Here is a 26,969-nt window from a genome sequence, read left to right as displayed (position 1 = left end):
AGGTGTCCCTCCTTTACTAAGATGGTAAAAGAATAAGGTTGCGCAACAAATGTACAACCTAAATAAATATAAAATGTATATTTATACGAAACGTATTTTAAAACCTAAAAACGTCGTTTGTATATGAGATAGGGTTTTCGACAAAAAAAGCAAATGTGGATAATCATTTACCCACATGTGATTAAAACTGTCCACATGTTATACACAAATTGTGGATAAGATAAAGATGTGGAAAACTTATTCAAAGTGAAAACACAACTATAATATCAAAAAAAAGTAGCTATAGCAATGAATTTTAGAAAGTTATCCACAAAATCAATACCTTGTGGAATAAACTTGTCCACAACACGATATACTGTGTAAAAGTGCGAAAAAGATTTGTGGATATAAAAAACAAGAAAAAACATTTATCCACAAGGAAATATAGGGTCTGTGAAAAAGTATGTGAATAGGTTCAAAATGAATATTTGATGAAAATTTCGAGAACCATTGACATTTTCCTAGTTGATTAACTATAATTTATAGGACTGTCTTTAACAGATATTCCTCAGGGAGGTGTCATATAATGAAAAGAACTTACCAACCAAATAAACGTAAGCGCAGCAAAGTACATGGTTTCCGCAGCCGTATGAGCACAGCGAACGGACGTAAAGTGCTAGCAGCTCGTCGTCGTAAAGGAAGAAAAGTATTATCTGCGTAGACCACTGATCGTTCAGTGGTCTTTTTTTCTAATAATAGTGAATTTCCACTGATGAACTACAGGAGTGTCAATTGATATGAAGAAAACACATCGTATAAAAAAGAATGATGAATTCCAGACGGTTTTTCAAAAAGGAAAATCGAATGCGAATCGTCAGCTTGTTGTCTATCAACTAGATAAGGCAGAGCAGCCAAACTTTCGTATTGGTCTTTCTGTCAGCAAAAAAATAGGAAATGCAGTAGTGCGTAACCGAATTAAACGTATGATTCGCCAGTCAATCACAGAATTAAAAGATGAGATAGATTCTGGAAAAGATTTTGTTATAATAGCAAGGAAGCCTTGTGCAGAGATGACATATGAAGAATTAAAGAAAAGCTTAATTCATGTCTTTAAACGCTCTGGTATGAAAAGAATAAAAAAGTAGCGTAAGGAAATGAATTACACTATATACATACCGAAACAAGGAGGAGCAGGCTTTGAAAAAGAAAATAGGTTTACTAGCCATGGTTATTGCATTAATGGCAATTGCTACTGGCTGTAGTGAAGTGAATCAGCCGATTACGCCGAAAAGTACTGGAATTTGGAATGAATATTTCGTATATCCGCTTTCTCAGTTAATTACGTATTTTGCCAACTTATTTGGTAGTAATTATGGTTTAGCAATCGTCGTTACAACGCTTATCATTCGTTTTGCATTATTACCATTAATGATTAAACAAACGAAGAGTACGAAAGCAATGCAAGCGTTACAACCAGAAATGGTGAAGTTAAAAGAGAAATATAGTTCTAAAGATCAAGCAACACAGCAAAAACTACAACAAGAAATGATGCAGTTATATCAAAAAAATGGTGTAAATCCATTAGCAGGATGTTTACCAATCTTTGTTCAGATGCCTATTTTATTCGCGTTTTACCATGCGATTATGAGAACAGCAGAAATTAGTAAGCATACATTCTTATGGTTCGACTTAGGACAGGCAGATCCGTTCTATATCTTACCGGTTGTTGCGGCAATTACGACATTTATTCAGCAAAAGCTTGCAATGGCAGGAACAGCTGGTCAAAATCCGCAAATGGCAATGATGATTTGGCTTATGCCAATCATGATTTTAGTCTTTGCAATTAACTTCCCAGCTGCATTATCACTTTACTGGGTTGTTGGTAATATCTTTGGTATCGCTCAAATGTACTTGATCAAGGGGCCAGAAATTAAGGCTAGTAAGGCAGGAGGATCAAGCAAGTGAGTGTAATTACTGCTAAAGGACAAACAGTCGAGCTGGCAGTACAAGATGCTTTAAGACAATTAAATGTTTCAAAAGACCGAGTAGATATAAATATTATCGATGAAGGTAAAAGAGGGTTCCTAGGTTTATTTGGGAATCGACCTGCAGTAGTAGAAGTTGTATTGAAGAAAGATCCGATTCAAGAATGTGAAGAATATTTAAAAAATGTGATTCATGATATGGGTGTGGAAGCTGAGATTAGTAAAATTGTAAAAGGACGCGAAGTTGAATTTACAATTTCTGGCGAAAATATAGGTGTTTTGATTGGAAAAAGAGGAAACACCTTGAATTCTTTGCAGTATTTAACAAAACTTGTGGCGAATCGTAATACGAAACAGTATATTGGCATCACACTAGATGCTGAAAATTATCGTAGTAAAAGAAAAGGTACATTAGAGGCCCTTTCTTATCGATTAGCAAAACAAGTAGTAAATACGAAAAAAAGGGTTGTGTTGGAGCCTATGCCATCTTTTGAACGAAAGATTATCCATCAAGCATTATCTAATCATCAAAATATCATTACAACTTCTGAAGGGAAAGAACCACATCGACATGTTGTAATATCTTCCAAGTGACCGGTTACTCAATTGAGTGCCGGTTTTTTTGAGCGGAAAATAGGTGTGGATAACTAAAAAACACTAAACTTATCCACTGTGAATAAGTTTAGTGTTTTTTACATGAGGACATAATAAAATGAGTTATTATTCTTTTGTAGATAGGTTCGTTATGGTATTCTAATAATTTAGTGAAGAAAATAATCATGTTGAAATAGAGATAAATAAGCAAGTGAGGTGAAAGGACATGGAATTTGATACAATTGCCGCGATTTCCACAGCGCTTGGAGAGGGTGCAATTGCCATTGTTCGAGTAAGTGGGGATGATGCGGTTGAGAAAGTTAATCGTATTTTTAAAGGGAAGGATTTAACAGAGGTTCCTTCTCACACAATTCATTATGGTCATATTGTTGATTTAGATACAAATCAGGTTATTGAAGAAGTGATGGTGTCTATTCTGCGTGCGCCAAGGACTTTTACACGTGAAAATATAGTAGAAATTAACTGTCACGGTGGACTTGTTTCGGTAAACAAAGTGTTGCAGCTTATTTTAGCGCAAGGAGTACGATTAGCGGAGCCTGGTGAATTTACGAAACGTGCTTTTTTAAATGGCCGTATTGATTTATCACAAGCAGAAGCTGTTATGGACTTAATCCGTGCAAAAACAGATCGTGCAATGAACGTAGCAATTAATCAAATGGAAGGACGATTATCTAAATTGATCGGCCGTCTGCGTCAGGACATATTAGAAACGTTAGCTCATGTTGAGGTAAACATAGATTACCCGGAATATGATGATGTGGAAGAAATGACACATAATATTTTAATTGAGAAAGCTACACATGTTCGTGCCGAAATTGCAAAAATATTAGAAACATCGAAGCAGGGAAAAATTTTACGTGAAGGTATTGCTACTGCAATCATCGGTAGACCTAACGTTGGGAAGTCATCGCTATTAAATAGTCTCGTTCAGGAGAAAAAGGCAATTGTAACTGATATTGCAGGAACAACTCGTGATGTTATTGAAGAGTACGTTAATGTGCGTGGTGTACCACTTAAACTTATAGATACAGCCGGAATTCGTGAAACAGAAGATGTTGTTGAAAGAATCGGTGTAGAGCGTTCAAAAGAAATGATGAGCCAAGCTGATTTAGTGTTAGTTGTCGTTAATTATAGCGAGGCTTTAACGAATGAGGATGAAGATCTATTCCGTGCCGTACAAGGAAAAGATTTCATTGTTATTGTAAATAAGACTGATTTACCGCAAACAATTGATATGGAACGTGTTACAGAATTGGCAGCGGGAAATCGTGTTATTACAACATCGTTAATTGAGGAACAAGGAATAGATGAGCTTGAAAAGGCAATAGCTGATTTATTCTTTGAAGGAGCAATCGATTCTGCAGATGTGACATATGTTTCTAATGCAAGACATATTGGATTATTAACACAAGCAGGAAAAACAATTGGAGATGCGATTGAGGCGATAGAAAATGGTGTTCCAATTGATATGGTGCAAATTGATTTAACAAGAACGTGGGAAATACTTGGTGAAATTACTGGTGATACGGTCCATGAAAGCCTGATTGACCAGCTGTTCTCTCAATTTTGTTTAGGAAAATAACATGGTGATGTTTTAGAAAGATAGAGATTATTAGGAGGAATAAACAATGGGATACAATGCCGGTTCATACGATGTCATAGTAATCGGTGCAGGTCATGCAGGATGTGAAGCTGGTCTTGCGGCAGCACGAATGGGCTCCAACACATTAATGTTAACAATTAATTTAGATATGGTAGCGTTCATGCCATGTAACCCTTCTGTTGGTGGACCAGCAAAAGGGATTGTTGTTCGTGAAATTGATGCATTAGGCGGAGAAATGGGACGCAACATTGATAAAACACATATTCAAATGCGTATGTTAAATACGGGTAAAGGACCAGCTGTACGCGCACTTCGAGCACAAGCAGATAAGTTCTCTTACCAGCATGAATTAAAGAAAACAATTGAAGAAACACCAAATCTAACGTTGTTCCAAGGCATGGTAGAGCGTTTAATCGTTGAAGATGGCGAATGTAAGGGGGTAATTACGCAATCTGGTGCTGAATATACAGCAAAGACAGTAGTAATTACGACTGGAACATTTTTACGTGGTGAGATTATTATGGGGGATTTAAAATATTCGAGCGGTCCAAATAATCAACAACCATCTATTACTTTGTCTGAACATTTAGAGGAGCTTGGATTTGATCTAGTTAGATTTAAAACAGGTACACCTCCGCGTGTAAATAGTAATACAATTGATTACAGTAAAACAGAAATTCAGCCAGGTGATGATAAACCACGAGCTTTCTCTTTTGAAACGACAAAATTTATTATGGATCAAATTCCATGTTGGTTGACGTATACAAGTACGGAAACACATCGTTTAATAGATGAAAACCTACATCGCTCAGCTATGTATTCTGGTATGATTAAGGGGACAGGTCCTAGATATTGTCCTTCAATTGAAGACAAAGTAGTGAGATTTAATGATAAACCACGTCATCAAATTTTCTTAGAGCCAGAGGGACGTAATACACAAGAAGTGTATGTACAAGGTTTATCCACAAGCTTACCAGAAGATGTGCAGCGTGATATGCTTAGAACAATCCCTGGTCTAGAAAACGTTGAAATGATGCGTACAGGTTATGCGATTGAATATGATGCGATTGTGCCAACACAACTATGGCCAACGCTTGAAACGAAAAAAATTAAAAATTTATATACAGCAGGACAGATTAACGGAACTTCTGGTTACGAAGAGGCCGCAGGACAAGGGCTTATGGCTGGAATTAACGCAGCATGTCGTTCTTTAGGAAAAAAAGAAGTTATTTTAGGTCGCGAGGATGCTTATATTGGTGTCTTGATTGATGATCTTGTAACGAAAGGTACAAATGAACCATATCGTTTATTAACGTCACGTGCAGAATATCGCCTATTATTACGCCATGATAATGCTGATCTTCGTTTAACTGAAGTTGGTCGTGAAATTGGATTAATTAAAGAAGAGCGCTATGAGCGATTTACAAATAAAAAATTACAAATTGAACAGGAAAAGGAACGTTTAAGCAGCATCATTATTAAGCCACGTCCTGAAGTTCAAGAGTTAATTCGTAGCATTGGCGGTAGTGAACTGAAAGATGGAATACGTGCAAGTGACTTATTACGTCGTCCAGAGATGACATATGAGCACATTCATCTTTTAGTACCAAGTGAAGTAGAATTAAGTGATGAAGTGACAGAACAAGTTGAAATTCAAATTAAGTACGAAGGATATATTGAAAAATCTTTACAGCAAGTAGAGCGTATGAAGAAAATGGAAAACAAAAAAATCCCTGTGGATATTGATTATGATGCGATTTCTAGCATTGCCTCAGAAGCTAGACAGAAATTGAAAGATGTTCGTCCACTTTCAATGGGGCAGGCTTCACGTATTTCTGGCGTAAACCCAGCGGATGTTTCCATTTTACTTGTGTATATTGAACAAGGAAAAATTGCGCGAGTATCGAACCAATAAATAGTAAGGAGATATTGCTAGATGAACATAGAACAATTTCAATCTATGCTAGAAGAGAAGGGTATCACCCTCTCTTCTAGACAGTTAGAGCAGTTCGAAATCTACTTCGAAACATTAGTAGAGTGGAATGAAAAAATGAATTTAACGGCTATTACGGAGAAAGAAGAAGTATATTTAAAACACTTTTTTGATTCTATTACAGCTGCTTTTTATTATGATTTTTCAAAACCATTCTCAATTTGTGATGTTGGCGCAGGAGCTGGATTCCCAAGTATTCCTTTAAAAATTTGTTTCCCGCACTTAAAAGTGACAATTGTAGACTCATTGCAAAAACGCATTAATTTCTTAAATCATTTAGCACAAAAGTTGGAATTAAGTGACGTTGCGTTTTGTCATGATCGTGCTGAAACATTTGGGAAAAAGGAAAGTGTACGTGAATCGTACGATATTGTAATGGCACGTGCAGTTGCGCGTCTTTCAGTATTAAGTGAGCTATGTTTACCACTTGTAAAAGTTGGAGGAACATTCATTGCAATGAAAGGTGCTGCAGCAAACGAAGAAATTGAAAATGGCAAGTATGCTTTAGAGGTGCTAGGCGGGGATCTAAAAGAAATGTCTACGTTCCAATTACCGTTTGAAGAAAGTGAACGTAATATTTTATTAATCGAGAAAAAGCGCAAAACACCAAAGAAATATCCACGCAAACCGGGAACACCCAATAAATTACCTATTGAAAAATAAATCTTATTAGACGTAAGATTAAATTATATAAATGAAAACGTAAATGTTTCATAGGAAACATTTTATGGAGAATAGTCAATAGGCCTAAAAGGTGGTGGAATATGTATGAAAAATACGTTTTCTCGTTTATTTGGCTTTGGAGATAAAGAGAGCGAATTCGAATTACAAGACGAAAGCCATGAAGAAATAGATAAAAAGGTATATGAAGAAATACAAGAAATTCCGATAGTAAATATTACCCCTAACCGTTATCAACCACGAACAGTTTTTGATGATGCGCGTATTGAGGAGCTAGCATTAACGATTCGTACACATGGACTTATTCAGCCAATTGTTGTGAGGCAATATGAGGATGATAAGTATGAAATTATTGCTGGGGAAAGACGTTTCCGTGCGGCAACAAAGTTAGGGTGGGAAAAGGTTCCTGCAATTATAAAGAACTTAAATGATACAGAGACAGCTTCTGTAGCTTTAATTGAAAACTTGCAACGTGAGGAACTAACAGCAATCGAGGAAGCTGTGGCATATCAAAAGCTAATTGAGTTACATAATTTAACACAAGAAGCATTGGCACAACGACTTGGAAAAGGACAATCCACAATCGCAAATAAGTTGCGATTGTTAAAGTTGCCTGAAGAAATAAAAAGTGCGTTATTAGAAAAAAGCATTACAGAAAGACATGCCCGCGCGCTCATTCCTTTAAAGAATGAGGAATTACAACTGAAGGTTTTACAGGAAATTGTGGAGAAACAGCTGAATGTAAAGCAAACAGAGGAACGAATTGCGAAATTACTAGAGGAAGCAAAACCGAAGCGTAAGGCAAAGCAAAAAGCAGTAAGTCGAGATACGAGAATTGCCATGAATACAATTAGGCAGTCATTACAAATGGTTGCTGACAGTGGTTTAAATGTTAATTCTGAGGAAGAAGAATTTGATGAGTACTATCAAATTACAATTCAAATTCCGAAGAAAAAATAATAATGGCGTGTTAGAGACCTTATCCTATTGGATAGGTCTCTTTTACTATATTTTCTTGTTAGATGAAGAAGGAGTTTACAAATAAATTTTGAAGTTTAATAAGGACGTAAAAGAAAAACTTTTATTTCATGTTACAATAAACGTAATTGTTACTAGAATAAGATAGAAAGGTTGAAAGTAGGTGACATCATGGGAAAAATCATTGCTATTGCCAATCAAAAAGGTGGCGTTGGGAAAACAACCACATCTGTTAATTTAGGGGCTGGATTGGCACAAGTAGGTAAAAAGGTCCTTCTTGTAGATATTGATGCTCAAGGAAATGCAACAACTGGTGTGGGAATTGAAAAATCCGAATTAGATCAATGTATTTACAATGTTCTTGTGGAAGATGCAGATGTTCAAGGGGTTATACGTAAAACTGCAACTGAAAACTTAGATGTTCTACCCGCTACAATTCAATTGGCAGGTGCAGAAATTGAATTGGTACCGACTATTTCCCGGGAAGTACGTTTACAAAGGGCATTACAGCCAGTTCGTGATGAATATGACTATATTATTATCGACTGTCCCCCGTCCTTAGGGTTATTAACGATTAATGCATTAACCGCAGCAGATTCTGTTATTATTCCTGTTCAATGCGAGTATTACGCACTAGAAGGATTGAGTCAGCTATTAAATACAGTTCGACTTGTGCAAAAGCACTTAAATAAAAATCTAGCAATTCAAGGTGTATTGCTAACAATGTTGGATGCCCGTACGAATTTAGGGATTCAGGTTATAGATGAAGTGAAAAAATACTTTAGAGATAAAGTATACCGTTCGATTATTCCTCGTAATGTTCGTTTAAGTGAAGCACCAAGTCATGGGAAACCAATTATGCAGTATGACGCTAAATCAAGAGGGGCAGAAGTATATATAGATTTAGCAGAGGAAGTGATTGCAGGTGGCTAAAGGATTAGGAAGAGGAATCAATGTGTTTTTTCCTGATTTAGATGTGAAAGAAGAAGAGACAATTCAGGAGATTGCGATAACTGAATTAAGACCGAATCCATATCAACCACGTAAACACTTTAATAAAGAGGCGATTCAAGAATTAGCGGCTTCTATTAAAGAGCATGGTATACTGCAACCATTAATTGCTAGGAAGAGTATTAAAGGATATGAAATCGTTGCAGGCGAAAGAAGATATCGTGCTGCCAAAGAGGCCGGGCTCGAAAAGGTACCTGCTGTTGTAAGACAATTAAATGAGCAGCAAATGATGGAGTTTGCATTGCTTGAAAACTTACAACGAGAAGATTTAAATCCAATGGAAGAAGCAATGGCATATCAAATGTTAATGAATGAGCTAAATATAACGCAAGAACAATTAGCAAAACGTCTTGGTAAGAGCAGACCTTACATTGCAAACTATACACGGTTATTAAGCCTCCCTTCTTTTGTGCAAGATATGATTGCAAATGGCCAACTTTCAATGGCTCATGGGAGAACTTTGCTTACGATAAAAGATGAAGAACAATTAAAATCTTTATTAAAACGAATTGAAAAAGAAGGATTAAATGTTCGTCAATTAGAGAAAATTGTTCAGGAGATTAATCAACGCGTTTCACGTGAAACAAAACAAGTGAAAAAAGAGAGAAATATATTTTTTGTAGAGCGCGAAACGTTCTTAAGAGAAAAGTTTGGTACAGATGTGAAGATTAAAGAAACGAAAAAAGAAAAAGGTAAAATCGAAATTGAATTTTTTAATAAAGAAGATTTAAATCGTATTTTAGAATTATTAGCACGGAAAAACTAAAAAGCAAACCATCTTATTATTTATAGATGGTTTGCTTTTTTTAATACAGATAATTTTTGGTCTGTTTCTTTTATACTTTGTGCAATTACATCAGCCATTTTCATGACTAAACTTAATCTTGTATTCTGAAGGACGAAAAACTCCATAAAACCATTTAAATTTACGATGCCGTGAATATGTAAATCACCAACTGCAGGTAACTTTTTGTTCATCGCAGCTCCAGGTTTACTAGGCCCCATTCCGGTAGTGATGGAACCGATACTTTGAGACTTTCCTAAACAGGCATCAACCGCAATTATAAACGAAGTAGGATTATCTTTCTGTATATTCTGAATTTTTTCTTCTAAATTTAGCGCATGTACGGGCTCATCTAGTGTGCCAAACACTTGGAAGTTTTTAATTCCTACTTGTTCTAGTTTCGTACCGACTAACGGACCGAGTGCATCGCCTGTAGAACGATCTGTTCCAATACAAACGAGAATAATTGGTATATTTGTTTTTATAGGGATATGGGAAAGTAGGAAGTTACTAATTGTCTCGGAGGCTTCTACGTCTTGGTGCATAACATTTTGAGTTTCTTTTTCGAAAAAGGGTAAACGAAAACTTCCAATATTCATGAAGCATCCATCCTTTTAATAAATTTTCAAAATATGTTATATGGTGAGAAAAATGGAAAACTATAAGTGCATACTTCTTGTAAAACTTGAGTGAAAACGGAAATAATAGTACTAGTATATATATATCCGTTCCATTTTATACCTGTATGGAAGTTAACAAATGCAATTAAAGTCATAAATTTTTTTCAGCAATTAGGAGACTTCTGATACAATAAGAAGGATAACTAAAAAGAAATTTTGGCTGGAGAGGTAGAGGTACATGGATTTATTAACAAAGTGGTTTAATGCCACGAAACAGTATTTATTAAATGCTGATCGTTGGGCTGATATTGGAACAGCGACATTGAAAATATGTATTATTTTAATAATTGGTGCGGTTGTTGTACGAGTTGCGCGTGCAATTGTGCGAAATGCGTTTCGTATGGGAAGTCGTTCGCCAATTCAAATTTCAGAACGTCGTACCGTTACAGTAGCGAAGTTACTTGAAAATATTGTGGCATACGTTGTTATGTTCATTATGTTAATTGCAATTTTAGGTGTGTTTAATATTAATGCATCTGGTCTATTAGCGGGTGCTGGGGTAATTGGTTTAGCGGTCGGATTTGGTGCTCAAAGTTTAGTGAAAGATGTTATTACAGGGTTATTTATCTTGCTAGAAGATCAATTTTCAGTAGGTGACTATGTGAAAATTGGTCAGTTTGAAGGTGTCGTTCTAGAAATTGGACTTCGTACAACAAAAGTAAAGAGTTGGACAGGTGAAATTCATACTTTACCAAACGGAAGTATCATTCAGGTTACAAACTATTCAGTTAGTAATAGTGTAGCATTTGTTGATGTATCGATTTCGTATGAGGCTGATATAGCGAAAGCGGAGCAAGTCATTGAAGAGTTATTAGAAGAATTACCTGCACAGTATACGCAAATGGTAGCAAGGCCTCAGTTATTAGGTGTGCAAACATTGGCTGCATCAGAAGTTATATTACGTGTTATTGCGGAAGTAGAGCCGATGCAACATGCGGTTGTTGCAAGAGCCCTTCGTAAAGAAATTAAAAATCGTCTAGATTTACATGGAATTGAAATTCCATATCCACGTATGGTTCTATATAATCGTGAAGAATTGGTGAGTGGAAAAGCAATTTAGTATGGAGAGGGGTTTGGAGAATGGAGCAAAAGCAGTATAACTTGTACGATGTTGTGGAAATGAAGAAAGCCCACCCATGTGGTGAGAATCGCTGGAAGATTATTCGTATGGGAATGGATATCCGCATTAAGTGCGAGGGATGTGACCATTCAGTAATGATTCCTCGAAGAGAATTTGATCGTAAGGTGAAAAAAATACTTGTGAAGCACGAAGAATAGAGAGAAAGTAACAGTTGCAATGGGCGGCTGTTACTTTTTTCGTTTGGAGGAAACTTGTCATTTTTTTCGTTACTATCTATAATGATGAAAGATTGAGACATAGGAGTGAAAAATATGGGATTAACGGCTGGGATTGTTGGATTACCTAACGTAGGGAAGTCAACTTTATTTAATGCAATTACACAAGCAGGAGCAGAATCTGCAAACTATCCATTCTGTACAATTGATCCAAACGTAGGGATTGTAGAAGTACCAGATGAGCGTTTAAATAAATTAACGGAATTAGTAGAACCGAAAAAAACTGTTCCGACTGTATTTGAGTTTACTGATATTGCAGGTATCGTAAAAGGTGCTAGTAAAGGTGAAGGTTTAGGAAATAAATTCTTATCTCACATTCGCCAAGTAGATGCAATTTGCCAAGTTGTTCGTTGTTTTGAAGACGAAAATATTACACACGTTTCAGGGAAAGTAGATCCAATCGATGATATTGAAACAATCAACTTAGAGCTAATCTTAGCGGATTTAGAATCTGTTGATAAACGTATCGAACGTGTTGCGAAATTAGCAAGACAAAAAGATAAAGAAGCAGTATATGAGCATGAAATTTTAGTTCGCTTAAAAGAAGCTTTTGAAGAGGGCAAACCAGCTCGTACTGTTGAATTCACAGAAGAGCAAATGAAGATTGTTAAAGGCCTTCATTTACTTACAACGAAAGAAATGTTATATGTAGCAAACGTAAGTGAGGACGATATTATCGATCCTTCTGCAAACAAATACGTACAAATGGTAAAAGAATTTGCTGCAAATGAAAATGCTCAAGTAATCGTTGTATGTGCAAAAATCGAAGAAGAAATCGCTGAGCTAGACGAGGAAGAGAAAAAAGTATTCCTTGAAGAACTAGGCATTGAAGAATCTGGTTTAGATCAATTAATTCGTGCTGCATATGATTTATTAGGACTTGCTACTTACTTCACAGCAGGTGTACAAGAAGTACGTGCATGGACGTTTAAACAAGGTATGAAAGCACCACAATGTGCGGGCGTAATTCATACAGACTTTGAGCGTGGATTTATTCGTGCGGAAACAGTTTCTTACGAAGACTTAATGACAAACGGTTCTATGACAGCTGCAAAAGAAGCTGGTAAAGTTCGTTTAGAAGGAAAAGAGTATATCGTAAAAGACGGAGACGTTATGCACTTCCGTTTCAACGTTTAATTTAATATTTCCTAGGAAAAATAAAGATATGAGCTTGGCAAATATATTATGTGTTTGCCAAGTTTTTTATGCATGGGTGAGTTGATTCATATAACTTACTATGATATAATCTAAACTCGTGAGTAATTACTATAAATTAATTGCTCCTTGCCCATTATGGGCCGTTTAGACCAAAAGGAGGTGAAAGTGTAATGAGAAAGTACGAAATTATGTACATCATTCGTCCTGGCGTTGAAGAAGAAGCTCAAAAAGCTTTAGTTGAACGTTTCGCAGGTGTTTTAACAAACAATGGTGCAGAAATCATTAACACGAAAGAGTGGGGTAAGCGTCGTTTAGCTTACGAAATCAACGACTTACGTGAAGGTTTCTACATGATCTTAAACGTGAACTCTAACGCAGAAGCGATTAATGAATTCGACCGTTTAGCTAAGATCAACGAAGACATCCTTCGTCATATCGTTGTTAAAGAAGAAGAAAAATAATTGATATATAAGGGAGAGTGGTTCGATTGATGAATCGTGTTATCCTCGTTGGTCGTTTAACTAAGGACCCTGACTTACGTTACACGCCCAATGGTGTTGCAGTAGCTACTTTTACGTTAGCTGTGAATCGCGCATTTGCGAATCAACAAGGTGAGCGTGAAGCTGACTTTATTAATTGTGTAATATGGCGTAAACAAGCAGAAAACGTAGCAAATTATTTGAAAAAAGGTAGCTTAGCAGGCGTAGATGGACGTCTTCAAACTCGTAATTACGATGGACAAGATGGTAAACGTGTATATGTAACAGAAGTTCTTGCGGAAAGCGTACAATTTTTAGAGCCGCGTAATGGCGGTGGGGAGCAACGTGGTTCATTTAATCAGCAACCATCAGGAGCTGGTTTCGGTAACCAAAGCTCTAACCCATTTGGTCAATCTAGTAATTCAGGCAACCAAGGTAACCAAGGGAACTCTGGATTTACGAAGAATGACGATCCATTTTCAAATGTAGGTCAACCGATCGACATTTCCGACGACGATTTACCGTTCTAATACAGTAAATTAGTTAGTTTTAACAAAGAATGGAGGGAATAGACATGGCAGGACGCAAAGGTGGACGTGCGAAACGTCGTAAGGTGTGTTTCTTCACATCTAACGGCATCACTCGCATTGACTATAAAGATGTTGATTTATTAAAACGTTTCGTTTCTGAGCGTGGTAAAATTTTACCTCGTCGTGTAACAGGAACAAGCGCAAAATACCAACGCAAACTTACAGTTGCAATTAAACGTGCTCGTCAAATGGCACTTTTACCATATGTTGGTGAATAATAGCGTATGAAATGCACAGTAGAGTCGGACTCTACTGTGCATTTTGCTATGCTTTTCTTTTTTGAAAGAGAGGTTAGATGATGAAGAATACGAAATTTATTACTGAGGGTGCAGCACTGTTAGCAATATATGCAATGTTATTGCTTATATCTATGTATGTTCCGATTTTGGGTACAGTTGTAACGTTTGCGTTGCCATTGCCATTTATATTACTAACGATAAGATATAGATTATCTAACGCCTTTGTAATTTTTACGGCGGCACTTTTTATTACTGTTATTGTCAGTCAACCGATGAACCTAGTAAAGACAACTATGTTTGGATTGATAGGTATCGTTTTAGGATATATGTATAAAAAACGAAAAAAGCCGGTAGAAATTTTGATGGCGGGGACGCTTGCGTACTTAATTGGTATTATGCTCATTTATGTTGCGAGTATAAAGTTTTTTAACATAGATTTAATGAAGCAAATGCAAAATATGTTTAATGAAAGTATGGCGCAAAGTGAAAAGATAGTTAATGCTGCAGGTATGCCTATTAGTGAAGAGCAAAAAGAGTTATTTACACAATTTAATGATGTGTTACAAACTTTATTCCCAAGTTTACTTGTAATGGTCTCGGTATGTTTTTCTTGGATTACAGTCATGATATCGGGTAGTGTTTTGAGAAAACTAAAGCATGACGTTATGCCCTGGCCTAAATTTAAAGATATACAATTACCAAAGAGTATTGTTTGGTATTACGTTATATTTATTCTGCTATCAACCTTTATAAAAGTAGAACCGACATCATATTTACATATGGTATTTTCTAACCTATATGTCATATTTGCTTTACTACTAGTACTGCAAGGTCTGACATTTATCGCCTTTATAGCGCATAGCAAAGGTTTTACGAAAGGGGTTCCTATTATTAGTTTTATTGCCTGCATGTTTATTCCAATGCTGTTTCCTCTTGTGACAATCTTAGGTATAATTGATTTAGGGATTTCATTGCGTTCTAAAATAGGAGGATAAATTAATATTCCTTATACTATTTTAATCTGTTGAACTAACTGGAAGGTGAGTTAGTTTTACTTTATAGGAGTTGTATACATGCCTGAATTTTATAAGAAACAGTGGTTTTTATATCCTGTTTACGTATTGGCATTTTTCGTGTTTGTTCTCATTTCAATCCTCTGTTATTTTCATTTAATGATGGGGATAGCCGCCTTTTTTATCTTTTGTATTGTACTTTTTGTTGTTGTACGATTTGAACTTACCTTTCAAAAGAACTTTGAAAAACATACGACAGAGATGATTACAAGGGTAAAGAAAGTGAGTAATGAAGCATTTAACCAAATGCCGATTGGTATTTTGTTATACAATAAGGATTATGGGATTGATTGGGCGAATCCTTATTTATCTTCATGTCTAGGGCAGCATGCATTAGCTGGATGGCACCTTTATGATGTATCAGAAACGTTACTTCTTTTTATTAAAGGAGAAACTTCCGATGATATAGTCTCTTTAAATAATCGAAAGTTTCGCGTTTTTGTAAGGAAAGAAGAGAAGTTAATCTATTTCTTTGATGTAACAGAACAAACTGAGATTGAAAAGATGTACGAGGATCAACGCACTGTTTTAGCTGTCATTTATTTAGATAATTACGATGAAGTTACACAAGGATTAGATGATCAATTACGTACGAATATAACAAGTCTTGTAACGTCACGACTAAATGAATGGGCCGTTAAGTATGGGGCATATTTAAAACGTGCATCTTCAGAAAGATTCTTCGTTGTACTAAATGAAAGTATTTTAGCACAAATGGAGAAAGGGAAATTTAGCATTTTAGATCAAGTGCGTGAAGAAACATCTAAAAGGAATATACCACTTACCTTAAGCGTAGGTGTTGGATCAGGTGATTTACCTTTATCAGAGCTTGGGGCAATGGCTCAGTCCGGCTTAGACCTTGCGCTTGGCCGTGGTGGAGATCAAGTTGCAATTAAACAAGCGACAGGTAAAGTTAAGTTTTATGGTGGTAAGACAAATCCGGTTGAAAAACGTACTCGTGTACGTGCTAGAGTTATTTCGCATGCATTAAAGGATTTAGTATTAGAAAGTAGCAATGTCATTATAATGGGGCATAGGGCTCCTGATATGGACGCAATCGGTGCTGCGATTGGTATTTTAAAGGTAGCGCAATTAAATGAGCGCAAAGGATATATTGTGCTAGATGAAAATGATTCTGATAAGGGAATTAAGCGTTTAATGGATAAAGTGAAACAAAACGAAGAGTTATGGTCTCACTTTATTACACCAGAACAAGCGATGGAATTTGCAAATGATGATTCGTTACTTGTTGTTGTTGATACGCATAAACCTTCAATGGTGATGGAAGAAAAGCTGTTACACAAAATTGAAAATGTAGTTGTTATTGACCATCATCGCCGAGGAGAAGATTTTATTGAAGATCCATTGCTTGTTTACATGGAGCCATATGCTTCTTCCACGGCAGAACTTGTTACAGAATTACTTGAATACCAACCGAAAAATTTAAAAATGACAATGTTAGAAGCGACGGCATTGTTAGCGGGTATTATTGTTGATACGAAAAGCTTTACATTCCGGACGGGTGCTCGTACGTTTGATGCCGCTTCTTATTTACGCTCACATGGTGCAGATACTGTACTTGTACAAGAGCTTTTAAAAGAAGATATGGATCAGTACCTACGGGTTGCAAAAGCTATTAAAAATGCGTACATTTATACAAATGGAATTGCGATTGCAAAAGTGGATAGTGATGATTACTACGATCAAGTGCTTATTGCGCAATCGGCGGACACATTGTTAACAATGACAGGAATTATTGCATCATTTGTTATTGCAAAACGTGGCGAGAATTTCATTGGAATTAGCGGCAGGTCTTTAGGTGAAGTGAATGTGCAGCTAATTATGGAGAATTTAGGTGGTGGTGGGCATTTAACGAATGCAGCCACACAAATGAAAAATGTTACAGTAGATGAAGCTGAGGAGAAGCTTCGATTTGTTATTGATGACTATTTACAGGGAGGCACACAATCATGAAAGTAATTTTTCTAAAAGACGTAAAAGGTAAAGGGAAAAAAGGAGAAGTAAAAAACGTACCAGATGGCTATGCAAATAACTTCTTACTAAAACAAGGATTAGCTGCAGAGGCGACAAATAGCAGTATGAAAACTTTAGAAGCTCAAAAACGCAAAGAAGAAAAAGATGCAGAGGCAGAGCTTGAAAGTGCAAAAGAGTTAAAAGAAACGTTAGAGAAACTAACTGTAGAAGTAAAGGCTAAATCTGGAGAAGGTGGCCGTCTATTTGGTTCAATCACAAGTAAACAAATCGTAGATGCAATGCAAAAATCACACAAGATTAAACTTGATAAGCGTAAATTTGAAATGGATGATGCAATTCGTGCATTAGGCTATACAAACGTTACTGTGAAATTGCATCCGCAAGTGACAGCAACAGTAAAAGTTCATGTTAGTGAACAATAAAAATAAGTTAAGCAAGGAGGATTGCGTATGAGTGATGTAATGGCTGATCGTACCCCTCCGCATAATATAGAGGCTGAGCAGGCTGTTTTAGGGGCCATATTAATTGATCAAGATGCATTAACGGCAGCATCGGAATTATTGGTACCTGACTCGTTTTATCGAACGAAACATCAAAAGATTTTTGAAGTCATGCTTGGGTTATCTGATAAAGGAGAACCGATTGACTTAGTAATAATGACGTCAGCAATGGCTGATCAAGGATTATTAGAAGAAGTTGGTGGGGTTTCTTACTTAGCAGAATTAGCAGAAGTCGTTCCAACTGCTGCTAACGTAGAATATTATGCACGAATCATCGCTGAAAAGGCGCTCTTGCGTCGTTTGATTCGAACGGCGACTCATATCGTGTCTGATGGGTATGAGAGAGAAGATGATGTGGATGGCCTTTTAAATGAGGCTGAGAAAAAAATATTAGAAGTATCTCACCAAACGAATGCAAAAGCATTCCAAAACATTAAAGATGTTCTTGTAGATGCTTACGATAAAATTGAACTTTTGCATAATCAAAAAGGTGAAGTTACTGGGATACCAACTGGATTTACTGAATTAGATAAGATGACCGCAGGTTTCCAGCGAAATGATTTAATTATCGTAGCGGCACGTCCATCGGTAGGGAAAACCGCATTTTCATTAAATATTGCACAAAACGTAGCGACGAAAACGGATGAAAATGTAGCGATTTTTAGTCTTGAGATGGGCTCTGATCAGCTTGTTATGCGTATGCTTTGTGCAGAAGGAAATATTGATGCACAAAGACTTCGTACCGGTTCATTAACTTCTGATGATTGGGCGAAATTAACGATGGCGATGGGTAGTCTTTCTAATGCTGGCATCTATATTGATGATACACCAGGGATTAAAGTAAATGAGATTCGAGCGAAATGTCGTAGATTAAAACAAGAACAAGGTCTTGGGATGGTTTTGATTGACTATTTACAGCTTATTCAAGGAAGCGGGAAATCAGGAGAAAACCGTCAGCAGGAAGTATCTGAGATCTCTCGTACATTAAAAGGGATTGCGCGTGAATTGCAAGTGCCTGTTATTGCCTTGTCACAGTTATCCCGTGGTGTAGAATCTCGTCAAGATAAACGTCCGATGATGTCTGATATTCGTGAATCGGGAAGTATTGAGCAGGATGCTGATATTGTAGCCTTCTTATATCGTGAAGATTACTATGACCGAGAAACGGAAAATAAAAATACGATTGAAATTATTATTGCAAAGCAGCGTAACGGTCCTGTAGGCTCAGTAGAGCTTGCATTCGTTAAAGAGTTCAATAAGTTCGTTAACTTAGAACGTCGCTTCGAGGATGGACATGCGCCGCCTGCATAAAGAGAGTATAAAAAAGAAACGCATTTCTTATAATAAGATGTGTTTCTTTTTTTTTATAGGAAAGATAAGGCTTTCATAATGTAAAAATATAATTCTTACGAACGAAAATGTTTTTTTATAAAAAAATGTTCGCTTTTTGGTTGACTTCTTTTTCGGTTTTGGTACAATTATATTGTTTGAATAGATCGTTTGAAAATCGCGGAGGTGCTTTAATAATGTCTTCAGTAGTAGTTGTAGGAACACAATGGGGCGACGAAGGAAAAGGTAAAATCACTGATTTTCTTTCTGAGCATGCGGAAGTAGTTGCAAGATATCAAGGTGGAAATAACGCGGGACATACAATTGTTTTCGGCGGAGTTAAATATAAATTACACTTAATTCCATCTGGTATTTTCTATAAAGAGAAAATTTGTGTAATCGGAAATGGCTTAGTAGTAGATCCGAAAGCATTACTTGAAGAGTTAAAATACTTACACGATCGTGGTGTAAGTACTGATAATTTACGTGTAAGTAACCGTGCGCACGTTATTTTACCTTATCACTTAAAACAAGATGAGTTAGAAGAAGCAAGTAAAGGTGATAACAAAATCGGTACAACGAAAAAAGGTATCGGTCCTGCATATATGGATAAAGCTGCTCGTATTGGTATTCGTATGGCTGATCTTTTAGACCGTGAAGCATTTAAAGAAAAGCTTGAGCGCAATTTAGTAGAAAAAAATCGTTTATTTGAAAAAATGTACGATACAGAAGGTTTCAGTGTAGAAGAAATCTTCGAAGAGTACTTCGAGTACGGACAACAAATCGCACAATATGTATGTGATACGTCTGTTGTATTAAATGATGCACTAGATAACAACCACCGTGTACTATTTGAAGGTGCACAAGGTGTTATGCTTGATATCGACCACGGTACGTACCCGTTCGTTACATCGTCTAACCCGATTGCTGGTGGTGTAACAGTTGGAACTGGAGTTGGTCCTGCGAAAGTTACTCGCGTTGTAGGTGTATGTAAAGCATATACAAGCCGCGTAGGTGATGGTCCGTTCCCTACTGAGCTTAATGATGAAATCGGTCATCAAATTCGTGAAGTTGGTCGTGAGTATGGAACGACAACTGGTCGTCCACGCCGCGTAGGTTGGTTCGATAGCGTTGTTGTAAGACATGCACGTCGTGTTAGTGGTTTGACAGATCTATCATTAAATTCTATCGACGTTCTAACAGGTATTCCGACGCTTAAAATTTGTGTTGCTTACAAATACAATGGCGAAGTTATCGATGAAGTTCCAGCAAACTTAAACATTTTAGCAAAATGTGAGCCTGTATACGAAGAGCTTCCAGGTTGGACAGAAGATATTACTGGTGTAAAATCATTAGACGAACTTCCTGAAAATGCACGACAATACGTAGAACGTGTTTCTGAGTTAACAGGAATTCAATTATCTATGTTCTCAGTTGGACCAGATCGTAACCAAACAAATATCGTTCGTAACGTATACGAAGCTTAATTGATATTTTTGAGAAAAAACTCATGTCCGCATGAGTTTTTTTTATCTTTTATAAAAAAATAAAAAAAGGTATTGCAAAAAACAAAGAAAACATGTTATGATACATCTTGTCGTCACGAAAATATGACGTTGGTGAGTATGAGCCATTAGCTCAGTTGGTAGAGCATCTGACTTTTAATCAGAGGGTCGAAGGTTCGAATCCTTCATGGCTCACCATTTTATTTTTCGTGGCCCGTTGGTCAAGTGGTTAAGACACCGCCCTTTCACGGCGGTAACACGGGTTCGAATCCCGTACGGGTCATGTTTTTTTATGTTCATTTTTGGTCCCGTGGTGTAGTGGTTAACATGCCTGCCTGTCACGCAGGAGATCGCCGGTTCGACCCCGGTCGGGACCGCCACTTTTGTTTATACCACCATTAGTGGTTTTATATATAGTTTTGGCTCGGTAGCTCAGTCGGTAGAGCAGAGGACTGAAAATCCTCGTGTCGGCGGTTCGATTCCGTCCCGAGCCACTCTCAGGATATTAAGTGGGCCCACTTAATATCCTTTTTATTTGTGTAATTTTACAAAATTGAGTAGTTATTTTAAAATAGAATGAGGAGCCTCTAGCAGTTGAAGCTAGAGGTTTTTCTATAGATCGTATAGGATTCCGTGTAAAAGTGGATCATACATGAGTCTGTGAGAATAGAGGAGAAAGTACTTAAGCAAAAGATGCGGTCATATAGGGACATACTATGTAGACATCAATGTGTTTAGGGATATTGACCATATTTTTACCCCGCATCAACGGGCAGTAAGACCCTAACTCAAAATTTAGCGATGGTAAAGAAGTTAGGTGCGGGATCAACTGCCCGTAAGTGCCCGATTGGTTCAACTAATAATCGGTGGGGGATGAAACTCCCCACTGATTAAAGTTTCACTTTATAAGGAGGAAATAGACGATGATGGGAAAGAAAATTTTAGTAGTTGATGATGAAAAGCCGATTGCGGATATTTTGAAGTTCAACCTAGAAAAAGAAGGTTTTGAAATTGTAATGGCGCATGACGGTGATGAAGCGATTGAAAAAGCGAATGAAGAGCAGCCAGATATGGTTTTATTAGATATTATGCTACCAGGTAAGGATGGCTTAGAGGTTTGTCGTGAAATACGTAAAAGCTCAGAAATGCCGATTATTATGCTTACAGCAAAGGATTCTGAAATTGATAAAGTATTAGGGCTTGAGCTTGGTGCAGATGATTATGTAACGAAGCCATTTAGTACGAGGGAATTACTTGCTCGTGTGAAGGCGAATTTACGCCGCCATCAACAAGGTGGTGCTGCAGAAAAAGAAGAAAATACGGAAATGGTTATTGGACCAATTGTTATCAATCCAAATGCGTATAGTGTAACGAAACGTGAGGAAAATATTGAACTTACGCATCGTGAATTTGAGCTACTACATTATTTAGCAAAACATTTAGGTCAAGTTATGACTCGCGAACATTTATTGCAAACGGTTTGGGGTTATGACTATTTTGGAGATGTACGTACAGTGGATGTAACAGTACGTCGTTTACGTGAAAAAATTGAAGATAATCCGAGTCATCCTACTTTAATTGTAACTAGACGTGGAGTAGGGTATTACTTGCGTGACCCAGAGCAGGAATAGTATATGAAGAAAGTCGGTTTTTTTCAATCTATTCATTTAAAATTTGTACTCATATATATGCTATTAATATTAATAGCTATGCAAGTTATTGGGGTATATTTCGTAAGGGAATTAGAAAAGAGTCTTGTACAGGGCTTTAGAGATTCTTTAACGCAGCAAACGAACTTATTAGCGTATAACTTGAAACAAGAGTTTAAAAAAAGTCATACAAAAGCAGAAACAGAATCAACAGATGAAACGATTAAAACTTCAATTCGAAAATTTGCCTCTGATCGAAAGAAAGATATCCAAGAAGTAAGAGTATTTGATTCGAATAGAAAGTTACTTGCTATTTCAGATGAGTCAAAGCAAAACAAGGTAAATAGAACATCAACTGATATAGCTGTTCAGCGGGTATTGGTACAGAAAAAGCCAGAAGTGAAAATTGAGAAGGATGGTCGTACAGGCCATCGTGTACAAGTTATGATTACTCCTATTCTAGATGATAACGGCAAAGATGCACTTGGTGTTATTTACATTGTTGCATCTATGGAAGATGTTTATAAACAGATGAAGGATATTAATCAAATTTTTGCGACTGGAACCGTTATTGCATTACTCGTAACAGCTGTACTTGGAATTTTGTTAGCTCAAACGATTACGAGACCAATCTCAGATATGCGAAGACAAGCGATTGAAATGGCAAAAGGGAACTATTCAAGAAAAGTAAAAGTGCATAGCCATGATGAAATTGGACAATTAGCATTATCTTTCAATAATTTATCAAAAAAATTACAACAAGCTCGTTCTTCAACGGAAAGTGAAAGACGTAAATTATCATCCGTTTTATCACATATGACAGATGGAGTAATTGCTACTGACCGAAAAGGGGACATTATTTTATTAAATGATCCTGCGGAAAAGATGCTAAATGTTTCGCGTGAAACGGCGCTCGATCAATCTGTTTTAGAAGTATTAGGGATACAAGAAGAATTTACGCTTGATCATTTATACGAAGAGCCTGATTCTGTGTTATTAGATTTTAGTACGAGAAATGAACCATATATTTTACGTGCTAGTTTCTCTGTTATTCAAAAAGAGACAGGGAAAGCAAATGGTTTAATAGCCGTATTATATGACGTAACTGAGCAGGAGCGTATAGAAAGGGAACGCCGTGAGTTTGTAGCAAACGTTTCCCATGAGTTAAGAACGCCATTAACAACGATGCGCAGTTACTTAGAGGCACTTACGGATGGCGCGTGGCAAGATCCGAATATTGCACCGCAATTTTTAACAGTTACACAAGAAGAAACAGAAAGAATGATTAGACTTGTAAATGCGTTATTGCAACTTTCTAAACTCGATAGTACAGAGCATCGTTTAATGAAAGAATGGGTCGACTTTACTGACTTCTTTAATAACATTATTGATCGTTTTGAAATGTCTAAAGAGCAAAACGTAAGTTTCAAACGATCTTTCTCTAAGAAATCCCGATTTATTGATATGGATACGGATAAAATTACGCAAGTTTTGTATAACATTATTTCGAATGCATTAAAGTATTCACCAGAAGGTGGAACAGTAACATATCGCTTACGTGATCGCGGGGAATTATTAGAGATTAGTGTAAGTGACCAAGGAATGGGTATTCCAAAAGAAAACGTCGATAAAATTTTTGAACGTTTTTATCGCGTAGATAAAGCACGTTCAAGACAAATGGGTGGTACAGGACTTGGATTAGCAATTGCGAAAGAAATGATTGAGGCACATGGTGGCTCGATTTGGGCGAAGAGTGAGGAAGGAAAAGGGACAACTATTTACTTCACATTGCCAATGGCAGCGGATGAAGAGGACGATTGGGAATGAGTATGGAAAATGTTAAAACGATAGTTTTAATTAATTTAGTTGTAATTAGTCTATTTCTTACTTTTAACTTATGGACGTATGTGCCAGATTCCACGTCTATGCAAAACGCAAAATTTGTGCAGGGTAATGAAGGAACTACTCAAACTAAAATCGCTGATGTTGTCCGTCCTACTTCTATCATCGTGCATAAAGATAAAAATCATTACGGGAGCAAAAGAGAGGGAGATATAGAATCAATCTATAAACCTTTGGAAGCAGGGGAATTATATGATTTCAAAGAGATATCGATTGCTAAAGCTGATTTCCTTTCTTATGTGCATGGTGAAGGGAAAATTGAACTTATTTTTCCTACCAACATCCCATTTGATGCAGTTAAATCTATGTTTAATATGAAAGGAAAAAGTATAGATAAACCTAAACATTTTAATCGAATTATTCTTGATCCGTCTCGAAGTAGAGATCAAGAAATTAAAATTAATTTTGTTTCTGATGGTGATAACTCTAGAATATATGAAGCAAAATTAAGTGGTGTGTATTTAAAAGATATTGTAAATGCACAAAATCAATTTATAGTATCGGCAAAACCTTATTTTGACTATCAAATTAATGATATGAAAAAGCTATTTTTACCAGATGGAACGACAGAATTAAGTAATATAACATATATTTCATCTAATTTAGCGGTGGATACATTTAAGAATGCCCTTTTTAGTGACCCACGTTATTTAAGCCCTATTACTGAGAAATCAAAAGAAACATTTACAGATGGTATTAGATCCATGGAGATTGAAAACGATCAGCATATGTTAAAGTATAAAAATTCTTCTGTTTCAAGTGAGAAAACGACAGATAATTTAATGCTTTTACAAAAAAGCTTTGATTTTGTAAATGGTCACAGTGGGAGTTTGGATTCATATCGTTTGGACTATATGAATAAAGGACAGACCGTATTCCGTTTACACGAAGATGGATACTCCGTATTCAATACAGATGGATTAGCTGAACTGAGACAAGTATGGGGATCAGAAGAAGTAATGGAATATGAAAGACCGTTGTTGTCTTTAAATACGAAAGGCATAGAACAGAAGGTTACTCTTCCATCGGGTCACGTTGTAATGGCATCCTTAGAAAATAATGCCGCGGTAGATAAACGATTCATTAAAGACGTTGGTATTGGATACAAATTATCACTAGATGGGCAAGTAGCTCGACTACAGCCAATTTGGTATGTAAAGTTTGTTGAAGATGAAGCTGGCAAACAAAAAATATATGAGTGGAGTGAGGGAGGACTAAATGGATTGGGATCGGATTAAAACCATATTTATTGTGACCTTTTTTGTTTTGGACCTCTTTCTCATTTTTCAATTCATTCAAAAGCAAGATAGTAATCAATTGGAGCTTATTGCAGAAACAAAGATAGATCAAGAATTAAAAGCAAACAAAATTACTATGGGTAATTTCCCTAAAGAACCGAAAAAAGAGTCATTTATTAGGGCGGAAAACAAGGCATTTAAAGAAGAAGATGTACAGTCTTTAAAAAATCAAACAGCGCATATACAAAATATGTACAAGATAGAAAGTAAGCTAAAAGAGCCCTTTTTGAATACAAAATCATTATCCAAAGATAAGTATAGTGATTTTTTGAAGAACTATGTATTGGATGGACAAAAGTATGAGTATGGGGCGATGAAAGACTCTAAAATCTACTTCTTCCAAAAGTATAAAGATAAGCCTATTTTCTATAACGATCAGGCAATGATTGTTGTGGAATTAAATGAAAAAAATGAACTTGTTTCGTACACACAGACGATGCTAACTGATTTAAAAGAAATGGGCGAAAGTGAAAAAACGAAACAGCAAGAAATTATTACTGCTCAAACGGCTTTAGAAAATCTGTATTTAAAAAATAAAGTTCATGGGAATACACATGTAAAAGAAGCACAAATTGGTTATGCCACCCTTACCGCATCTACTTCTAATAACCAAGTACTTGCTCCGACGTGGAATTTAAAAACGGAGCAGAAGCAGGACTTCTTTGTAAATGCAATTGAAGGACAAGTTATGGAATTAGGGGAAAGGGAAAATCAAGTGGTTGATGAACATACTGGAGTGAGAAAGAATGGGGTTGCATTTTAGCGTACTTGCAAGTGGAAGTACAGGGAATATGCTATATGTAGGAACAGATGAAAAAAAATTACTCGTCGATGCAGGTTTAAGTGGTAAAGCAACAGAGGCTTTATTTAAACAGGCAGAACTAAATATAAATGATGTATCAGGTATTCTTGTAACACATGAACATAGTGACCATATTAAAGGGCTAGGTGTATTGGCACGTAAATATGATTTACCTGTTTATGCAAATGAGAAAACATGGAATGCAATGGAACATTTAATTGGAAATATCCCAACTGAGCAAAAGTTTATTTTCTCAGTTGGGGATGTGAAAACATTCGGTGATATTGAGGTCGAGTCATTTGGGGTTTCTCATGATGCGGCAGAGCCGATGTTTTATGCTTTTCATAACAATAATAGAAAGTTAGCCCTTATTACAGATACGGGATACGTGAGTGACCGTATGAAAGGTGTTATTAAGGGTGCGAATGCTTTCGTGTTTGAAAGTAATCATGACGTGGAAATGCTTCGTATGGGACGTTATCCATGGAGTATTAAGCGACGTATTTTAAGTGATGTGGGGCACGTTTGTAATGAAGATGCTGCATTAGCGATGGCGGATGTAATTACAGATGAGACAAAACATATTTATTTAGCCCATTTAAGTTTAGATAATAACATGAAAGAACTAGCACGTATGTCAGTATCACAAGTATTAGAGGAAAAAGGATTTGGAGTGGGAGAAGCCTTCAAAATTCATGATACAGATCCGAAAATGCCTACAAAAATTCAATACGTATAATTCTTCATTTTAGTAAACAATAAAGGTGAATATAGTTGTTTTCAGG

The 26,969-nt window shown here is 36.4% G+C and carries 27 protein-coding genes and 4 tRNA genes; 30 read left to right on the top strand and 1 reads right to left on the bottom strand.

What is annotated here, in order from left to right:
* Positions 1–565 precede the first annotated feature (565 nt).
* From rpmH to spo0J, 10 genes are all read left to right on the top strand, one after another.
* Positions 566–700, top strand: a complete 135-nt coding sequence (gene rpmH / locus MHB74_RS27155; protein WP_000831901.1) for a 50S ribosomal protein L34 — start codon at positions 566–568, stop codon at positions 698–700.
* A 76-nt stretch (positions 701–776) separates the two neighbouring features.
* On the top strand, positions 777–1,124 hold the full coding sequence (gene rnpA / locus MHB74_RS27150; protein ID WP_000750813.1) for a ribonuclease P protein component: 348 nt from the start codon (positions 777–779) through the stop codon (positions 1,122–1,124).
* Positions 1,125–1,176: 52 nt separating this feature from the next.
* On the top strand, positions 1,177–1,944 hold the full coding sequence (gene spoIIIJ, locus MHB74_RS27145) for a YidC family membrane integrase SpoIIIJ (protein WP_061679591.1): 768 nt from the start codon (positions 1,177–1,179) through the stop codon (positions 1,942–1,944).
* Complete coding sequence (gene jag, locus MHB74_RS27140) at positions 1,941–2,558, top strand: RNA-binding cell elongation regulator Jag/EloR (protein ID WP_061679592.1); 618 nt, start codon at positions 1,941–1,943, stop codon at positions 2,556–2,558. The genes spoIIIJ and jag overlap by 4 nt, the downstream gene beginning before the upstream one ends.
* Before the next feature lie 226 nt (positions 2,559–2,784).
* Positions 2,785–4,161, top strand: coding sequence for a tRNA uridine-5-carboxymethylaminomethyl(34) synthesis GTPase MnmE (gene mnmE, locus MHB74_RS27135; RefSeq protein WP_000393765.1), 1,377 nt, complete (start codon positions 2,785–2,787; stop codon positions 4,159–4,161).
* Positions 4,162–4,207: 46 nt separating this feature from the next.
* Entirely contained in the window at positions 4,208–6,097 is a 1,890-nt protein-coding gene (gene mnmG, locus MHB74_RS27130; RefSeq protein ID WP_000541061.1) for a tRNA uridine-5-carboxymethylaminomethyl(34) synthesis enzyme MnmG, read from the top strand.
* 21 nt (positions 6,098–6,118) lie between these two features.
* Positions 6,119–6,838 carry a 16S rRNA (guanine(527)-N(7))-methyltransferase RsmG gene (gene rsmG / locus MHB74_RS27125; RefSeq protein ID WP_061679593.1) on the top strand — a complete coding sequence of 240 codons (720 nt, stop codon included), beginning with the start codon at positions 6,119–6,121 and terminating at the stop codon, positions 6,836–6,838.
* Between the two features lie 105 nt (positions 6,839–6,943).
* The gene (noc, locus tag MHB74_RS27120; protein ID WP_000799027.1) at positions 6,944–7,816 is read left to right on the top strand and encodes a nucleoid occlusion protein; all 873 of its coding nucleotides are present in this window, start codon (positions 6,944–6,946) and stop codon (positions 7,814–7,816) included.
* A gap of 189 nt (positions 7,817–8,005) precedes the next feature.
* Positions 8,006–8,767 carry a sporulation initiation inhibitor protein Soj gene (gene soj, locus MHB74_RS27115; RefSeq protein WP_000516117.1) on the top strand — a complete coding sequence of 254 codons (762 nt, stop codon included), beginning with the start codon at positions 8,006–8,008 and terminating at the stop codon, positions 8,765–8,767.
* Positions 8,760–9,611, top strand: a complete 852-nt coding sequence (spo0J, locus tag MHB74_RS27110) for a stage 0 sporulation protein Spo0J (protein WP_081110377.1) — start codon at positions 8,760–8,762, stop codon at positions 9,609–9,611. The genes soj and spo0J overlap by 8 nt, the downstream gene beginning before the upstream one ends.
* Before the next feature lie 20 nt (positions 9,612–9,631).
* On the opposite strand, the gene yyaC is transcribed toward spo0J, so the two are convergent.
* Complete coding sequence (gene yyaC, locus MHB74_RS27105; protein ID WP_061679595.1) at positions 9,632–10,228, bottom strand: spore protease YyaC; 597 nt, start codon at positions 10,226–10,228, stop codon at positions 9,632–9,634.
* Positions 10,229–10,487: 259 nt separating this feature from the next.
* On the opposite strand from yyaC, the gene MHB74_RS27100 reads away from it, so the two are divergent.
* The 20 genes from MHB74_RS27100 to MHB74_RS27005 all read left to right on the top strand — a co-directional run bounded on the left by MHB74_RS27100 (position 10,488) and on the right by MHB74_RS27005 (position 26,923).
* On the top strand, positions 10,488–11,369 hold the full coding sequence (locus MHB74_RS27100) for a mechanosensitive ion channel family protein (protein ID WP_061679596.1): 882 nt from the start codon (positions 10,488–10,490) through the stop codon (positions 11,367–11,369).
* Between the two features lie 20 nt (positions 11,370–11,389).
* Positions 11,390–11,587 carry a DUF951 domain-containing protein gene (locus tag MHB74_RS27095; RefSeq protein WP_000436051.1) on the top strand — a complete coding sequence of 66 codons (198 nt, stop codon included), beginning with the start codon at positions 11,390–11,392 and terminating at the stop codon, positions 11,585–11,587.
* A gap of 114 nt (positions 11,588–11,701) precedes the next feature.
* Positions 11,702–12,802 (top strand): redox-regulated ATPase YchF, encoded by a 1,101-nt coding sequence (gene ychF, locus MHB74_RS27090; RefSeq protein WP_061679597.1) that lies wholly within the window; start codon positions 11,702–11,704, stop codon positions 12,800–12,802.
* A 191-nt stretch (positions 12,803–12,993) separates the two neighbouring features.
* Positions 12,994–13,284, top strand: coding sequence for a 30S ribosomal protein S6 (gene rpsF, locus MHB74_RS27085; protein ID WP_001233781.1), 291 nt, complete (start codon positions 12,994–12,996; stop codon positions 13,282–13,284).
* Between the two features lie 26 nt (positions 13,285–13,310).
* On the top strand, positions 13,311–13,832 hold the full coding sequence (ssb, locus tag MHB74_RS27080; RefSeq protein ID WP_000981963.1) for a single-stranded DNA-binding protein: 522 nt from the start codon (positions 13,311–13,313) through the stop codon (positions 13,830–13,832).
* A gap of 44 nt (positions 13,833–13,876) precedes the next feature.
* The gene (gene rpsR / locus MHB74_RS27075; RefSeq protein WP_000918874.1) at positions 13,877–14,110 is read left to right on the top strand and encodes a 30S ribosomal protein S18; all 234 of its coding nucleotides are present in this window, start codon (positions 13,877–13,879) and stop codon (positions 14,108–14,110) included.
* A gap of 80 nt (positions 14,111–14,190) precedes the next feature.
* Positions 14,191–15,126, top strand: coding sequence for a YybS family protein (locus tag MHB74_RS27070; protein ID WP_061679598.1), 936 nt, complete (start codon positions 14,191–14,193; stop codon positions 15,124–15,126).
* 78 nt (positions 15,127–15,204) lie between these two features.
* Positions 15,205–17,178 carry a DHH family phosphoesterase gene (locus MHB74_RS27065; protein ID WP_061679599.1) on the top strand — a complete coding sequence of 658 codons (1,974 nt, stop codon included), beginning with the start codon at positions 15,205–15,207 and terminating at the stop codon, positions 17,176–17,178.
* Positions 17,175–17,621: a 50S ribosomal protein L9 gene (rplI, locus tag MHB74_RS27060; protein ID WP_061679600.1), complete on the top strand. Its 447-nt coding sequence runs from the start codon at positions 17,175–17,177 to the stop codon at positions 17,619–17,621. Before MHB74_RS27065 ends, rplI begins: the two co-directional genes overlap by 4 nt.
* A 27-nt stretch (positions 17,622–17,648) precedes the next feature.
* Positions 17,649–19,010: a replicative DNA helicase gene (gene dnaB, locus MHB74_RS27055; protein WP_061679601.1), complete on the top strand. Its 1,362-nt coding sequence runs from the start codon at positions 17,649–17,651 to the stop codon at positions 19,008–19,010.
* A 215-nt stretch (positions 19,011–19,225) separates the two neighbouring features.
* Positions 19,226–20,515 (top strand): adenylosuccinate synthase, encoded by a 1,290-nt coding sequence (locus MHB74_RS27050; RefSeq protein ID WP_061679602.1) that lies wholly within the window; start codon positions 19,226–19,228, stop codon positions 20,513–20,515.
* A gap of 140 nt (positions 20,516–20,655) precedes the next feature.
* Positions 20,656–20,731, top strand: a tRNA-Lys gene (locus MHB74_RS27045).
* A 13-nt stretch (positions 20,732–20,744) separates the two neighbouring features.
* Positions 20,745–20,816 (top strand) — tRNA-Glu (locus tag MHB74_RS27040).
* Positions 20,817–20,837: 21 nt separating this feature from the next.
* Positions 20,838–20,913, top strand: a tRNA-Asp gene (locus MHB74_RS27035).
* A 41-nt stretch (positions 20,914–20,954) separates the two neighbouring features.
* Positions 20,955–21,027, top strand: a tRNA-Phe gene (locus MHB74_RS27030).
* 429 nt (positions 21,028–21,456) lie between these two features.
* Positions 21,457–22,164, top strand: a complete 708-nt coding sequence (gene walR, locus MHB74_RS27025; protein WP_000971865.1) for a cell wall metabolism DNA-binding response regulator WalR — start codon at positions 21,457–21,459, stop codon at positions 22,162–22,164.
* A gap of 3 nt (positions 22,165–22,167) precedes the next feature.
* Positions 22,168–24,009, top strand: a complete 1,842-nt coding sequence (gene walK, locus MHB74_RS27020) for a cell wall metabolism sensor histidine kinase WalK (protein WP_061680121.1) — start codon at positions 22,168–22,170, stop codon at positions 24,007–24,009.
* A complete protein-coding gene (locus MHB74_RS27015; protein WP_061680120.1) occupies positions 24,006–25,322 on the top strand; it encodes a YycH family regulatory protein in 1,317 nt (438 codons plus the stop codon). The genes walK and MHB74_RS27015 overlap by 4 nt, the downstream gene beginning before the upstream one ends.
* Entirely contained in the window at positions 25,303–26,145 is an 843-nt protein-coding gene (locus MHB74_RS27010; protein ID WP_061680119.1) for a two-component system regulatory protein YycI, read from the top strand. The genes MHB74_RS27015 and MHB74_RS27010 overlap by 20 nt, the downstream gene beginning before the upstream one ends.
* Positions 26,129–26,923 carry an MBL fold metallo-hydrolase gene (locus MHB74_RS27005; protein WP_061680118.1) on the top strand — a complete coding sequence of 265 codons (795 nt, stop codon included), beginning with the start codon at positions 26,129–26,131 and terminating at the stop codon, positions 26,921–26,923. Before MHB74_RS27010 ends, MHB74_RS27005 begins: the two co-directional genes overlap by 17 nt.
* Positions 26,924–26,969: the final 46 nt, after the last annotated feature.

The sequence above is a fragment of the Bacillus sp. FSL K6-0069 genome, from assembly GCF_038007785.1.
Lineage (GTDB): Bacteria > Bacillota > Bacilli > Bacillales > Bacillaceae_G > Bacillus_A > Bacillus_A mobilis.
This window is presented reverse-complemented; position numbering and strand designations above follow the sequence as displayed.